The following is a 13,558-nucleotide window of genomic DNA, read 5'->3' as shown; positions in this document are numbered from 1 at the left end:
TTACAAGGCCGGAATCGCTTCAGGCTGCGCTTCGAGGATTTCCCGAGTACGCCTGCCCAGCTCCTGGCCGCCGAGTACGCCGACAGTGTAATCGTCGACGGTGATGGCTTGACGCATAGCGTCACGGAAACAAGTGCCCGGCTTCACGTCCTGGATCGCCTGGGCAAGCGCGTTCAGGTAGTCGGGCTCAGAGTGTTTCAGGCGAGCCTGCTGCAAGTGGTAGGAGTCTTTGCCTGCTTGCCAAGCGATGGATGTGGCTTTCTTTAACATGGAGTGCCTCTGCGTTTCGGTTGATTGGAGTTGCGAGGCCAGTGTCTTCGAACCGCCATTCACCTTCGAGCAAGGAATCCGATTTGATTTTTAGGGCCGGTGTCGAGCGCCGCATCAGCGCCTGTCCCCCCGGCCTTTACGGGGCCCCCTTTGCACTTCGAACCGCATGCTTCTCATTCGGTATCTTCAGAAGCGTCACTTAATATTTGTGGGCAAATGAGCAAGCGGAGCGCGCCGGCCCACGATGGGCCAGAGGCTTGAGGATGAAAGCCCGTAGGGCCAAAGCCTGGCGCAGCCCGGCTTTGGTTTACGACAGCCGTCCCCGAAGGGGCAAGCCCCGCAAGTCCGACAATCAGGGAGATATTTAGTTGGAGCTTACCCGCCTGCCAGCAATATCGAAGTCTTCATCTCTTAGCCGCTGAAGTTCTAACACCTCGGCTTCATATTCTTCAACGGCGAGACCGGCCTTGAGACGATTGAGTAATTCGCGCTGTTTACGGTCGAACAGCAGCATGGCTGATGCTAAGTGCACTGACGATACTGTCGCAGCGTAATTAGCGACCTTCTTGAATGCCAGGTGAATGTAGCGCTCAACAGCCTCTGCAGACTTGTGTCCCGTCCACATCATTACTTCGGTAATGAAGGTTTGGCTGCTCAGCAAGGACTGCCTGAATTGATCAGGATTTTCTAGCTCATGCTGTTTAATCAGCTGGACAAATTTATTCGTAATGAAGGCATGCCGGAACATATGCGGAGATATTTTTTCTTTAATACCTGCAGCCTTTTTCAGAAGAGAAATTTCCGAGGTGATTGTGTCCGGAGATATCCCCTTTGCAAAAGTTTGTGATATGAACAGAAAGCCGTCGTCTACCTTCCCCTTGACGATCTTCCTGCGCATGAAGTCGATGTATTTTTTGATGTCGCTGAGAACCATTTTGTGAACAGGAATGAACCGCTGGCTAGATACCCCTTGCTTCCAAGTCTCTAGCCTAAGCATTGGCTCATCCATCTCCAGTGCATTAAGGATGTCTTTAACCAATATTCTCGAGATTTCCCCCCTGCGTGCACCTGTGTGCTCCAACAGGAGAAGCATGATCTTTCTTCTGGAGTCAATAAATCGTGATTTGGAATCCCTGTCCACCGCGTCCACCAGGCGCTTTATGTTTTCGTCTGAAATCGGGAATATCGACCGAACCCGTCCGCCTAGGCTTAGCGAGTGATGATGTACAAACTCTTTTTTCAGCGTGCGGCCATTCCGATATTTAATCGTAAAGGCGTGCATAGTTATTCTGATTGTCCCGCCGACAGCGACAAAACTTGGATTCTCGTGAAGCCTACCAACAAACTCCAGAAAGGCTAGGCAAACTCTACCTATACCCAGGATTGTAGGCTCAGTCCGTTTATTCGCGGTTGGGTAAATTCGAGACTTTTCGTCTCTAAGGGAATCGATAAACTCTGTAAAACTGGAGTCAGTCAGGTGAATGAAGTCGATGTTGGCATGATAGCAATAACGAACCAAGTGGCTTATCTTGGAGGCGTACTCGCCGAAGGTTCCGCCTTTGGATCCGCGTGTAGATAGGTTGCGGTTGCCGTTTCGACCAGGCCGTTCCATCATCGACAGAATGTACTGATTCACCGGCACACAGGGCGCACCGTTCGGCCAGGTTACAAATGGGACATTGTTGAATGTCCTTGTCTCAATCGTTCCCAGCGCCATGTGGGAAAATAGCGTCGTCTCTTCCAAGACCGAGAACAGCTGGTTTTGGCTTTTCTTCGTCATCTTCTGTATTCATCAAGGTTTACAACAGAAGGGCCATTGGGCGCAGGAATCTTGTCGTAAGGTGGGGCGTTCAGCGATGCCATCGCGGTCAGCGCCTTTATGGCCTCCTGGGCCCGTAATGATCTGACACCTGCGTTCGGCGCATCCCTGACACTTTTGATGTGATCGCGAGCATTGCCGAGAGCGTGAAGCAATGTAAGGTTCGTTTTTTGGTGCAAGGCCAGTTTCTGTTCCAACTCTGCGACTCGCAGCGATAAACCTACCTTGGTTCGCTTGTTGGAGCGCTCTTCGCGTCGCTCTGAGGCCTCCAGCGCTTCAAGGGCCGCGATTCGGAGATTGTTTAGCCCGTTGAAACCTGTAGGCAAGTTACTTTCTGCATAAGTCTTCAGAGTGTTCAGGCTGACCGGGGTTGTTGCCTTCGTGTCTCCGCCTACGGTGAAGCTGAGGCTCAGAGCTGCAGTTGAACCCTGGCTTTTCAGGGCCGCCACCAATTCTTTGTTGCCCCTAAAACTGTCGGGAGACCGATGGATTTGTTGCAGGCACTCAACCAGGGTGCAAAGCGCCAACGTGTTGCGTTCTACGCGAGCATCAGTCTTCTTCATGCTGCTGCCTTCATGACCCGAGCTACTACCCTGAAGCGTTTGCCTTCATCGTCCTGGATGAATTCCGGTTCAATTTCCACGGAGCCTTCTTCCATGAGATCCGAAAGGTAATCTTCGAGCTCCTCGGTATCGACAATGGTGAAATCTTCTGTGCCATAGCGGGTTTTCAACAGGGCCGCTAGGCTTTCAAAGCTTGCTTCATCGCCACTGTGGAGTGCTTCGGCCACAAATTGTGCTTTAGCCCCTCGGAGGGTGGCACCATCCACAGATTCGGTGATGTAGTGCCAGACGTGCTGCACATCGGTATGCCCAAGCATCCATTGCAAAGTCTCAAGTCCGCCAAAGCTGCTCGAGTAAAAGAAAAGCATGGCGAAGAATCTGCGCAGCTGATGTTGACGGATGTAGTACCGTTGGCCTTCGTCGTTGGTATCAGTTTCAAAGTAATCACAAAAGAAGTCGAGGTTTTGATTAAAGCCGTAAACAGAAACCTTGGAAAAATCAGCATTGCCCTTTCCGGATGGGCTGGCGAACAGGCCCTTAAGTTCGCTCAAGAAACCGATACGTTTAAGGATTTTCTGCATCCTGATGAGATTTTTAATCATCTTCACAGCAATTGGTTCAATTGGTCGTGCTTCAATTTGACGGGTGCCGAAAAGCCGATAGGTGCTTTTGCGGTTCACGAATACAAGCCATTGTTCCGTCACATCCAAACAGTCTGTGGCGTGCAGATCCAATAGCTCACCGATGCGTCTTCCCATCAATGCACCAACAACGACTTGGGTGCTTCCGATAAGCACCTTTATTAGTTCAATCAGTCCGTGATTAGAGCGCAGCTTCGTGAAGTATTCGGATCTCAAGCCCTTCGTGGTGCTGGCGTATTGTGTCCCTGCGCTTCGACGTGACAGTCCGAGGCTCTCTACGCCAATTGACGTTAGGCTTTGACCCACCACCTTCCGGAGCTCGCTGTCAGTCAGATCGTTCAGAGAAATACCTTGTTTTTTGCAGTACAGTGCTGCTCGGCAAAACCCATTTACGATCTCTGATCCATGTTTCAGGTAGAACTCGATAGAGTTCCGCACGGCGCCAAATACGACTTGAGAAGGAAGTGTTCTGAATCTTCCAGCACTCTCCGTTTCAATCGTAAAATTTTTGGCGCTAATTAAGTCATCTGCTGAAGGCGCAGGTAAACCAAGATCGTGAAGATTTCCGAGACTGTAAAGTGTCCTTCTATACTCGCTAAAGTTAGCTTCGCCCATCTTTTCCCTTGTACCTGTTGCCACAGGTATTGGAAGGAGCTCTCGTACAAAATCATCACCGCTTTGGACGGACAGGATGCCGATGATCGGCTTATCATCGAACCTACCAGCGAGTGTGTTTCTGTAAATCTCGCCCGATACCGTCACGGAGTTAGGGTTGTATCCCTTGTCGCGAGAAATTCGATACAATCCCTTCAGGTGCAGAGCGGCTCTGATTTTAGGTATCAGATCTAATGGAATATCCAGGACGTTATCGTCTATTTGCTCTGGAGTAATAATCGCGAGGTCTGGCCATTCTTTGATCGCAAGATCAATTTCAATCTGGTTGGTTTCCAGTACGAGCTTGAGGCAATAAAGTGACATCCGCTTCGACCAACCATAAATAGACTCTGAAGTGTCGCTGCTAGAGCCGATTTCTGAAAGTATTAGTTTTAAGTTGTCTCTGCCTAGGCCTGCCAAGCCATATTGGGCGAGTTTGAATTGTTCGGCATTAAGTAGCAGGAAGTCGACGACATGAATTGCGCGTGCGAGCTCGCTTGACCTCACTCCAGTCGAATTGCTGACGGAATTAGCCTGGGTTGAGCCCGTCAGAAAATATTTCAATCCAACGAGCAGTTCTTTATTTTTTTTATCGATCAAACGACTGCCGTCGTTAAGCTCTACATCCCACTCGATACGTTTCGGCTTCTTGAAGCCAAAACTATACATCCACACGTTGGCGTCAAAGTCGCTAATTAGCCAATCGGTAGACCTCAAGGTTTGGTAAGAGTCCATGAAGTATGGTTCAAGGAAATCTAATTCAGGCGGCAGCGACATAAATAATCTTCTCCATGCGAGACGGGTTGCAATGAGCTCTGGCTACATTGAGGTGTTCTTTAAGTAGCGTATCGTTGCCCCGTACGATTTCGTCGCTGACAGCTTTAGATACATCTGCCCAATACTTGGCTCTGCCACATACCTCATGGGAATTTTCAGAACTTGTGACGGCGGCCTCCAAGGAAAGCAAGGCAGTCATGATCCCGACATCAATCGAAATGTAGATCTGGCTGCTGCGAGACTCGATTTGTTCAGCGGTAGGCTTGTTTTCCGGATTTCTTAGGTGACTCGGGATATCTTTCAGCGCATGGTTTTTCAGGAATCCGTGAAGTTCATCCATGCTCGAAAAATCCGTTGCCTCGAGCAAATAAGGGCTGTCTTTCATCGCTTCGCAGATGAAGCTGCGCTGGAATATTCGGATCCAACGTGTTTGGAAGAAAGACAGGATTGCCTCTGGGAGATACCGGCGAAGCAGTACCGCATCGTAACGAACGTGACCCAGGGCTTTGGCCATTTCAGTAACGCTTTTTGTTTGTAGATAAACCATCACGCCACAGGATGACCGAATTGAAGTAAGCGTTACCCGTTCCAGAAACTGGCGCAGGTCACATTGCAGCATGTGCTGATAGGGGGCGAACTGGTTGAGAAGCACGTCGAGCGATTTGGGCATCGAATTGAATTTGGAGCGATTCCACGCGGGTTGAGTGACGCTACTCGGCGTCGAAAAACCGTATCCACAAGTGATAAACAGTTCCTTGAACGCAGGCTTTCCCGCTAGACGCAGCGCTTCTCTCAACGGCTCGGTAATCTCGAGAATTTCTTCGATCCACTGCTGGGATTGAGCGGTCAACTGGATAACCTGCTCGCTTAGTTTCTTGCCCCTACGATCCTTAAAGCCAATGAGCTTGGCCCCGCTGTCATCCTTGATGTAGCCAATCGAATCCCCGTTGTCATCAAGGAGCATGAGCTTATCAAGAAAGCCGTGGGTAATTTCCGGGTGCTCGGTTACCAGCAGGCATTGATATGGATAGAGCTTGTCGGCAGTCGGCAAGCCGAGTAAGCCAGAAACCCTCACTAGATTGCCGTTGCCGAAATGAGAGTTCAGATAGTTTCTCTCGGCTCGAAACCCATCAGCTTCAAAGGTCGCGCAGATGTTTTCAATACCGAGCTGCTCAATCGATTTCAAGGAACCACCCCTGACGATAGGCCGGCCCATTTTGGCCATTGCCTTGCGCGCCCTAACCTTTGCGAGAAGCTGTCGACATTGCTCAGTCGCCCACAGTTTAATCACCGACACATCTGTCTCGATGTTATGGAAGATGATCTCAATCGCCTCTTCATCTGTAACGTGAAGTGGCACAGGCGTGATCAGCTTTTCATGCACAACCACACCGTCCTCACGAGTTTTTTTCCTCGTTCCCAAGCCTAGATCTGGCCTCTCCAGCGGCTTAGGAAGTCCACCTTGGTACGGCAAGGCCCAAACTCCGGTTTCGACGAAAATTTCCTCACAGTTGGCGATAAACCGTCTCCAGCTTTTGATCTGGCCATTAATGTTCTTCTTTTCTTCATGAGCCTTGAGGAAAAAATCCTTCATGAAAGCTAGGAAGAAAGCCTTGATCATTTGAGGGTGCTGGAAGGTTACAGCGGGCCAATCCTCGCGATGTTCAGCAAGGAATTTCGCCATTTTGTTCACCTCTGTGTACGCAGGGCGGGCCTGCTTCTTAAAAAAAAGCACCCAATGGTTGTAGAAGTCCTCAGTGAAGTCTTTGCCGTGGCTCAACCACAGGCAGGGGAGGCTGAGAAAGTATTCTCGACCCTTCGGAGATGTGACTCCCCAGCCATTCCAATACCGGAGGCTTTCTTCATTCAGTTCCGAGCGGCATTCGTCCCACAGGGATACGTTATCCCGCATGCTTGCCGGATCAGCCCGCAGCTCTTCAATAGCCGGGACTTCTGCCCGCATGACGTTATGCATACCCGCGAACAGGCGAACAAACGATTGACGTGAAGTCGGATCGTTGTCGAGGAATGAGGTGCTCCTCAGCGCCCCCAGGAAGCCTCTAGCCAGCTTAAAGTACGACGGGCTAGACAGCGTGAGATACGAGACCTTTGCGCCCATGAGATCGCAATAGCACTCGAATAGCTTGATCGGAATCACTGACGGGATGCTTGGAAAATCCTTCGCCGCTCGCTCCATCAGCGCCACTACCTCGGGCGACAGCACTCTGAAAGGATAGTTGGCTAGAGGTGCGGTTTTTCTGATGATTGTCAAAATGATTTTCTCGGCTCGGTGTGCCTTAAGTGTATGTTTTTAAGGCGTTTTGTAGATTTTGACAGGTATGTGCAATCGGTCAAGTGCCCCAACGCAGCCTCGACGCCGATCTGGCGCTGGCCTTAAGTCTGAACGGTCGCGAGCTGTTCCGAGCTGAACAGCCGCTGAAGATTCTGCTGATGTCGGCCACCCTGGAGGGCGAGCGTCTGGCCGGGTTGCTGGATGATGCGCCGATCCTGCGCAGTGAAGGCCGCATGTATCCGGTGACGATGCGCTGGGGCCGGCCGTTTCAGCCCGGCGAATACATCGATCAACGCGTCACGCAAACCGTGCTCGAAGCACTGCGCGATGAAACCGGCAGCCTGTTGGTATTCCTGCCGGGACAGGCGGAAATCCGTCGCGTGCATCAACAATTGGCCGACGCCATTGGTGAGCGCAGCGACGTCCTGCTGTGCCCGTTGCACGGTGAACTCGACCTCAATGCGCAACGCGCGGCGATCGATCCGGCCCCAGCCGGCCAGCGCAAAGTGGTGCTGGCGACCAACATTGCCGAGACCAGTCTGACCATCAACGGCGTGCGCGTGGTGATCGACGCCGGGCTGGCGCGGGTGCCGCGTTTCGATCCGGGCAGCGGCATGACACGCCTCGATACCCAGCGGATTTCCAAGGCCAGCGCCACCCAGCGTGCGGGCCGGGCAGGGCGACTCGAGCCGGGCGTTTGTTATCGCTTGTGGTCGCAGGATCAGCACGAACAACTCGCCGCTTATGGCAGTGCGGAAATTCTTTCGGCGGATCTCGCCAGTCTCGCCCTGCAACTGGGACGCTGGGGTGTCACGCCGGGCGAACTGGTCTGGCTGGATGTTCCACCGGCGGCGGCTTATGCACAGGCTCAGGATTTGCTGCAACGGCTCGGCGCGCTGGAAGGTGAAGCGCTGACCCATCACGGTCAGGCCATGGCCGAACTGCCGGCGCATCCGCGTATCGGCCATTTGTTGCTGCGGGGTCAGGCGTTGGGGCTGGCGAGCATGGCGTGCGATGTCGCCGCGTTGCTCGGCGAGCGCGATATCTTGAGAGGTGCCGGGGCGGATCTGCACAGTCGATTGGTGCTGCTCTCTGGTGAAGAGCGTGCCGCCCGAGGTGCGCAGGGCGGCGTGCAACGGGCTAAGCAACTCGCCCGGCAATATCGCGGTTACCTGCGTGGCAAGGCCAGCGAGCCGGTCAGCGATCCTGATCATCCGCGCTGGCTCGGTGCCCTGCTGGCGCTGGCCTATCCGGATCGTGTCGCGCAACAGCGACGAGCCGGTGGCGCCGAGTATCGCTTGGCCAACGGTCGCGCGGCGCTGTTTGCCGAAGCTGACAGCCTGATGAAAGAGCCGTGGATCGTCATCGCCGACCTCGGCAGCCGCCAGGGTCAGCGCGAAGAACGGATTTATCTGGCGGCGGATTTCGATCCGGCGCTGTTCGATTCGGTGCTCGCTGAACAGGTGCGCAATGTCGATCAATTGGACTGGGACGAGCGCGAAGGCGTGCTGCGTGCCGAGCGGCAACGCAAGGTTGGCGAGCTGATTCTCAGCCGTGAACCGCTGACCGGTCTCGACGAAAATGCGCGCAGTCAGGCGCTGGTGAATCTGGTGCGGCGCAAAGGTCTGGAGCTGCTGCCATGGACGCCGGAGCTGCGTCAGTGGCAGGCGCGGGTGGCGTTGTTGCGCCAGTTGGAATTGAACACTCAGGATGACAGTCAGTGGCCGGATGTCAGCGATGCAACGTTGCTCAATACACTCGAGGATTGGCTGATGCCTTATCTGGGCAAGGTCTCGCGGCTCAGTCATTTTGCCAATCTGGATCTGTCGAGCATCGTCCGTAATCTGCTGCCGTGGCCGTTGCCGCAGAAGCTTGATGAGCTGGCACCGCATCATTTGAGCGTGCCGTCGGGCTCGTCGATTCGTCTGGATTACAGTGAGTTCCCACCGATTCTCGCCGTGCGTTTGCAGGAGTTGTTCGGGCTTGCCGATACGCCACGAATTGCCGGCGGGCGGCAGGTGGTCAAGTTGCATCTGCTGTCGCCGGCGCGGCGGCCGGTACAGGTGACGCAGGATCTGGCCAACTTCTGGCGCAGCACCTATGCCGAGGTGAAGAAGGATTTGAAGGGCCGCTATCCGAAGCATTATTGGCCGGATGATCCGTTGGTGGCGGAGGCAACTGCGCGGGCCAAACCGCGCGGCACATAATAAGTCAAAGCGGTTTGTGATCCCTGATCCAAGAAATGGTCAGTTGGTACAGATGGTGACGGCGCGACGCTCAGCCAAGCGCAAAGGCTAGTTGGGCTGTGTTGATGGATTTCCAAGCTTTCGTGCCGGCAACGTTTTCGCCTTGGCCCTCTACGGTCTGTTGTGCTGATTTCCCGCCCTTATCAGACGCCTTTGATTGTGTGCCTTAAAGAAGTCCTTGGTTTTTCTTCTTTAGCTAGAGAGATATCACTATTGGGGCCAGCCAACTGGTGTGGGGAAAAAATGAAGATTGTGGTGGGAAAAGTGTGAGGGCTTGTCGACCCTTGGATTCGCTACCCACATCAAACGAGCGTTTCGGTACGTTTGGTGGCACAATGCTATGCCTGTTTCCCATTTAGGGTGATGGCCAAATGGATTGTTTAGGACTTTCTTGAGTTGGTTTAACATCGGATAGGGAAACCTCGGATGACCCCCGCTACTTACACGGCGATACTCCCCATCGCTTTGTTGTTTATAGTTTTTGTTTTGAAATTAGTAATAGGTAGAGCATGCAACTTGTTGGATGTGTGGCGGGCGGCAATGGAGGTTCCTGTTGATATTTCTATTTTCGGAGTTTCCACTTTAATTAGCTTCATGATCTTGGTGGGAGAGGGCGGTAGCTTATCGAAGCTGATGTTTTTTCTTCTCTTGTTTTTTTTGTTGAAAGTCGTAGCTATCGCGGTTTGGAGAAAGTCGATGCTAGTTTTGGATCGAGGTAATCTTGATGGTTGGGATTTGTTAGGAATTACGTTTGGTACGATTTTGAATTTCTTTTTTACTATTCTCATGGCGATTTTCGCAGTTTCACTACTGGTGGGTAAACAAAATGTCGGCTGATTTTGTACCGGAAGCAGTTTTGTATGCTGCAATCGCATCTGTTTTGATTTCTATTATTTCCCTGTTCTGCATACTGTATTTTAGACGCAGTAAGTCTTTCTATAATGAGGATACTAGAAGGGTTGAGATGGATATCATGCGACGGTCCTTTGAAGAAAAAATATATCAGTTAACACAAAGGATGCAGTCCAACTCTGATAGGTGGAAGGAAGTTAACCACTTAGTGTTGGATGGGAATTCACGATTGCCTGCGGAATACGATAGGTCCAGTGGTTCGCCAAAAATAAATCCGTATCATTTTCTGGAAGAATTAGGTATTGAGGTTGAAAACTTAAGGGTTGTGCCTAATCAAGTTTTTGTATTGACTCCGTTTCATGATATGTATGAGTCTACATATCTCGCTATTAAGTCCGCGTGTGCTCTTAATCATCTTGTCGCTGTGCGAGGGGATGAAGTGTTTAAGTCTGGTAATATTTTAAAGCATATTATTGAGCAAATGCTTGTTTCGCCTTTTGTAATTGCAAATATTAATGGTAGAAATCCAAATGTGCACTATGAGTTGGGGATCGCTCATAGCTTAGGTAAAAATATAGTGTTGGTGTCGGAAACGCTCGAGAATGTAGCGTTTGATCTTCAAAGCGAGAGGATACTAACGTATAGAAATCATGAGGAATTAAATGTAAAGCTGTATGTTTATTATACGAAGCTCTTGTCCGCGAAAGCGAAAGTTTCGACTCCAGCTAAAACGGATGATCAACTGATTTAGCGAAATGCCTCGGAAGTTTACAGCCTAGGCCAAATCGCGCGGCTTTTGTAAATCAGGCGTGGGTCTTGCTCGTCAGTTGTTCGCGGCAATAATCAGCGAACAACTGCGCCGGTTTGGTCAGTTGCCCGCGCTTGAGCCATGCAGCGACCAAACCCGAACCGGTGACATCTTCGACGATGTCCACACACACGACTTTCTTCCCATCATAGGTGCATTCCGAATGCGGCCGGGTGACCAGGATCGAAAAGCCGAAACCCTGGCCGACCATGCCCCGCACCATCTCGATCGACGGTGAGCTGAATTCGATGCGCGGCGTCAGGCCCAGCTCTTCAAACAGACTGACGAAGTAGGTTCGGCTCGGCTGCACATCAAGCAGGATCATCGGGTCCAGACACAGATCCCTTAGCGAAACCTGCTTGTACTGGGCAAAACGATGATCCGCCGGCAATAGCGCATACGGCCGTTGCGCCGGCATCAGCGGTTCGGTCTGAATGGTCGCGTCGAGTTCGTGTTCATAGAGGATGACCAGATCAAACGAACCCGAAGTCAGGCCTTGCACCAACTCCTGCTGCTCGCCGTCGCGGATGCGGATTTTTACCCCCGGATACAGCGCCGAGAATCCGGCAATCAACTGCGGCAGGTACAGCGGCGCAACCGTTTCGAAACAACCGATATCGATCTGCCCGGCGACTACGTCGTTGTCGGCGAGGGCGTTCTGTTCGAACTCCTTGGCCATGCGCAGCAACTCTTGAGCCTTGCGAAAAAACCGCGCACCGCTTGGCGTCAGCGACACACCTTGGGCGTGGTGACGGATCAGTAGTTGGACGCCGAAGCTGTCTTCCAGGCCTTTGATCGCGGTGGAGATCGCCGGCTGTGCGATGTACAGCTTGCGCGAGGCCTCGGCAACGCTGCCGCATTCGACGGTGGTGATGAAGTATTTCAACTGACGCAAATTGTAGGCGGCCACGGCAAACCTCAGGACGAGCGGACTCGACTTCCAAGCAATTTGTGCGCCGCCACGTCCGTTGCGCGACGATGTTGTTATCCCTCAACCATAGCCACCTGCGCGGTATTTGGGGGAAGTCATTGCCCAGTGTTTTTATTGCCTGCGAAGATATTTTTACTATTTTTAGCCCGTGCGGGCCTGAGCGACCATCGAGGCACAATAACGTCTCAGGAGCATCCGTCGTGTTCGAGCTTGCAGAGTGGCAGCGCCGCGCCGTTGCATTGAAGTTTCCCGATCAGGCCGTGATCGACGGCCAACATTGCGCTGCGCAATCGGGGCAGACTTTTGCCGCGATCAACCCGGCGACAGGCGAGTGTCTGGCCAATGTAGCGGCGTGTGGCGAGGAGGATGTCGACGCGGCGGTGCGCAATGCGCGGCAGGTGTTCGAGGCTGGCACCTGGTCGCAGCGTTCGCCAGCCGAGCGCAAGCAAGTGCTGCTGCGTCTGGCCGATTTGTTGATGACGCACCGCGAAGAACTGGCGTTGCTCGACTCGCTGAACATGGGCAAACCGGTGATGGATGCCTACAACATCGACGTGCCGGGCGCTGCCGGGGTGTTCCGTTGGTACGCCGAAGCCATCGACAAACTCTACGATCAAGTCGCGCCCAGTGCGCCGAATGTGCTGGCGACCATCAGCCGTGAAGCGCTCGGTGTAGTCGCGGCGGTAGTGCCGTGGAATTTTCCGTTGGACATGGCCGCGTGGAAGCTCGCGCCCGCGTTGGCGGCGGGCAATTCAGTGATCCTCAAACCGGCCGAGCAGTCGCCATTCTCGGCGTTGCGCCTGGCCGAGCTGGCGCTGGAGGCGGGTCTGCCGCCGGGGGGGCTGAACGTGTTGCCTGGGCTTGGCGAACAGACTGGCAAGGCGTTGGGCTTGCACGCGGATGTCGATTGTCTGGTGTTCACCGGCTCGACCCAGGTCGGTAAATATTTCATGGAATATTCAGCTCGATCCAACCTAAAGCAAGTGTGGCTGGAGTGCGGTGGCAAGAGCGCCAATCTGGTGTTCGCCGATTGTCAGGATCTCGATCTGGCGGCGGAGAAAGCCGCGTTCGGGATTTTCTTCAATCAGGGTGACGTCTGCTCGGCCAATTCGCGGTTGCTGGTGGAGCGCTCGATTCATGATGAGTTTGTCGAGCGGTTGAAAGCGCAGGCTGAACGCTGGTTGCCGGGCGATCCGCTGGATCCGCAGAGCAGCGCTGGCGCGATTGTCGATCACAAGCAGACGGCGAGCATCATGCACTTCATTCGCAGTGCCGAGCAGTCGGGGGCAACGCGGGTTTGTGGTGGGCAGCAGTGGCGGTTTAACGGGTCGGACAACTTTATTGAACCGACGATTTTTACCGGTGTGACAGCTGACATGCCGCTGTTTCGCGAAGAGGTGTTTGGCCCGGTGTTGGCGGTCGTGCCGTTCGACAGTGAAGAGGAAGCGGTGCGGTTGGCAAACGACAGTGTCTACGGGCTGGCGGCGTCGCTGTGGACCGATGACCTTAACCGCGCCCATCGAGTGGCGCGGCAGTTGCGCGCGGGTACGGTATCGGTCAACACGGTGGATGCGCTGGATGTCACAGTGCCTTTCGGCGGCGGCAAGCAATCGGGGTTTGGCCGCGATTTGTCACTGCACTCGTTCGACAAATACACCCAACTGAAAACCACCTGGTTCCAGTTGCGCTAACACCGAGTCGCCC

The 13,558-nt window shown here is 53.2% G+C and carries 9 protein-coding genes and 1 pseudogene; 4 read left to right on the top strand and 6 right to left on the bottom strand.

Annotation, left to right across the window (positions count from 1 at the left end):
* From ACWR1S_RS23650 to ACWR1S_RS23630, 5 genes are all read right to left on the bottom strand, one after another.
* Complete coding sequence (locus tag ACWR1S_RS23650) at window positions 1-270, bottom strand: hypothetical protein (RefSeq protein ID WP_145162332.1); 270 nt, start codon at window positions 268-270, stop codon at window positions 1-3.
* Between the two features lie 364 nt (window positions 271-634).
* A complete protein-coding gene (locus ACWR1S_RS23645; RefSeq protein ID WP_454565204.1) occupies window positions 635-2,050 on the bottom strand; it encodes a tyrosine-type recombinase/integrase in 1,416 nt (471 codons plus the stop codon).
* Entirely contained in the window at window positions 2,047-2,652 is a 606-nt protein-coding gene (locus ACWR1S_RS23640) for a hypothetical protein (protein ID WP_454565203.1), read from the bottom strand. The genes ACWR1S_RS23645 and ACWR1S_RS23640 overlap by 4 nt, the downstream gene beginning before the upstream one ends.
* Window positions 2,649-4,724, bottom strand: coding sequence for an integrase (locus ACWR1S_RS23635; protein ID WP_454565202.1), 2,076 nt, complete (start codon window positions 4,722-4,724; stop codon window positions 2,649-2,651). Before ACWR1S_RS23635 ends, ACWR1S_RS23640 begins: the two co-directional genes overlap by 4 nt.
* A complete protein-coding gene (locus ACWR1S_RS23630) occupies window positions 4,708-6,996 on the bottom strand; it encodes a hypothetical protein (protein WP_454565201.1) in 2,289 nt (762 codons plus the stop codon). Before ACWR1S_RS23630 ends, ACWR1S_RS23635 begins: the two co-directional genes overlap by 17 nt.
* A gap of 89 nt (window positions 6,997-7,085) precedes the next feature.
* Between ACWR1S_RS23630 and hrpB the strand changes: the two are divergent.
* From hrpB to ACWR1S_RS23615, 3 genes and pseudogenes are all read left to right on the top strand, one after another.
* Window positions 7,086-9,224 (top strand): annotated as a pseudogene (gene hrpB, locus ACWR1S_RS23625) (ATP-dependent helicase HrpB); the annotation flags it as partial.
* A 465-nt stretch (window positions 9,225-9,689) separates the two neighbouring features.
* A complete protein-coding gene (locus ACWR1S_RS23620) occupies window positions 9,690-10,100 on the top strand; it encodes a hypothetical protein (RefSeq protein ID WP_454565200.1) in 411 nt (136 codons plus the stop codon).
* Complete coding sequence (locus ACWR1S_RS23615) at window positions 10,090-10,866, top strand: hypothetical protein (RefSeq protein WP_454565199.1); 777 nt, start codon at window positions 10,090-10,092, stop codon at window positions 10,864-10,866. The genes ACWR1S_RS23620 and ACWR1S_RS23615 overlap by 11 nt, the downstream gene beginning before the upstream one ends.
* Before the next feature lie 52 nt (window positions 10,867-10,918).
* Here the strand turns inward: ACWR1S_RS23615 and ACWR1S_RS23610 are convergent, their stop codons facing one another.
* A complete protein-coding gene (locus tag ACWR1S_RS23610) occupies window positions 10,919-11,833 on the bottom strand; it encodes a LysR family transcriptional regulator (protein ID WP_454565198.1) in 915 nt (304 codons plus the stop codon).
* A 221-nt stretch (window positions 11,834-12,054) separates the two neighbouring features.
* On the opposite strand from ACWR1S_RS23610, the gene ACWR1S_RS23605 reads away from it, so the two are divergent.
* Window positions 12,055-13,545 (top strand): aldehyde dehydrogenase, encoded by a 1,491-nt coding sequence (locus tag ACWR1S_RS23605; RefSeq protein WP_454565197.1) that lies wholly within the window; start codon window positions 12,055-12,057, stop codon window positions 13,543-13,545.
* Window positions 13,546-13,558 lie beyond the last annotated feature (13 nt).

The organism is Pseudomonas sp. AIG (assembly GCF_977020205.1).
Note: the sequence above shows the minus strand (reverse complement) of the source record. Positions and strands in the feature narration are given on the sequence as shown.

Bases quoted from the DNA above. Each gene is read 5' to 3' on its own strand.
- ACWR1S_RS23650 (WP_145162332.1), bottom strand. From the start codon at position 270: ATGTTAAAGAAAGCCACATCCATCGCTTGGCAAGCAGGCAAAGACTCC.
- ACWR1S_RS23645 (WP_454565204.1), bottom strand. From the start codon at position 2,050: ATGACGAAGAAAAGCCAAAACCAGCTGTTCTCGGTCTTGGAAGAGACG.
- ACWR1S_RS23640 (WP_454565203.1), bottom strand. From the start codon at position 2,652: ATGAAGAAGACTGATGCTCGCGTAGAACGCAACACGTTGGCGCTTTGC.
- ACWR1S_RS23635 (WP_454565202.1), bottom strand. From the start codon at position 4,724: ATGTCGCTGCCGCCTGAATTAGATTTCCTTGAACCATACTTCATGGAC.
- ACWR1S_RS23620 (WP_454565200.1), top strand. From the start codon at position 9,690: ATGACCCCCGCTACTTACACGGCGATACTCCCCATCGCTTTGTTGTTT.
- ACWR1S_RS23615 (WP_454565199.1), top strand. From the start codon at position 10,090: ATGTCGGCTGATTTTGTACCGGAAGCAGTTTTGTATGCTGCAATCGCA.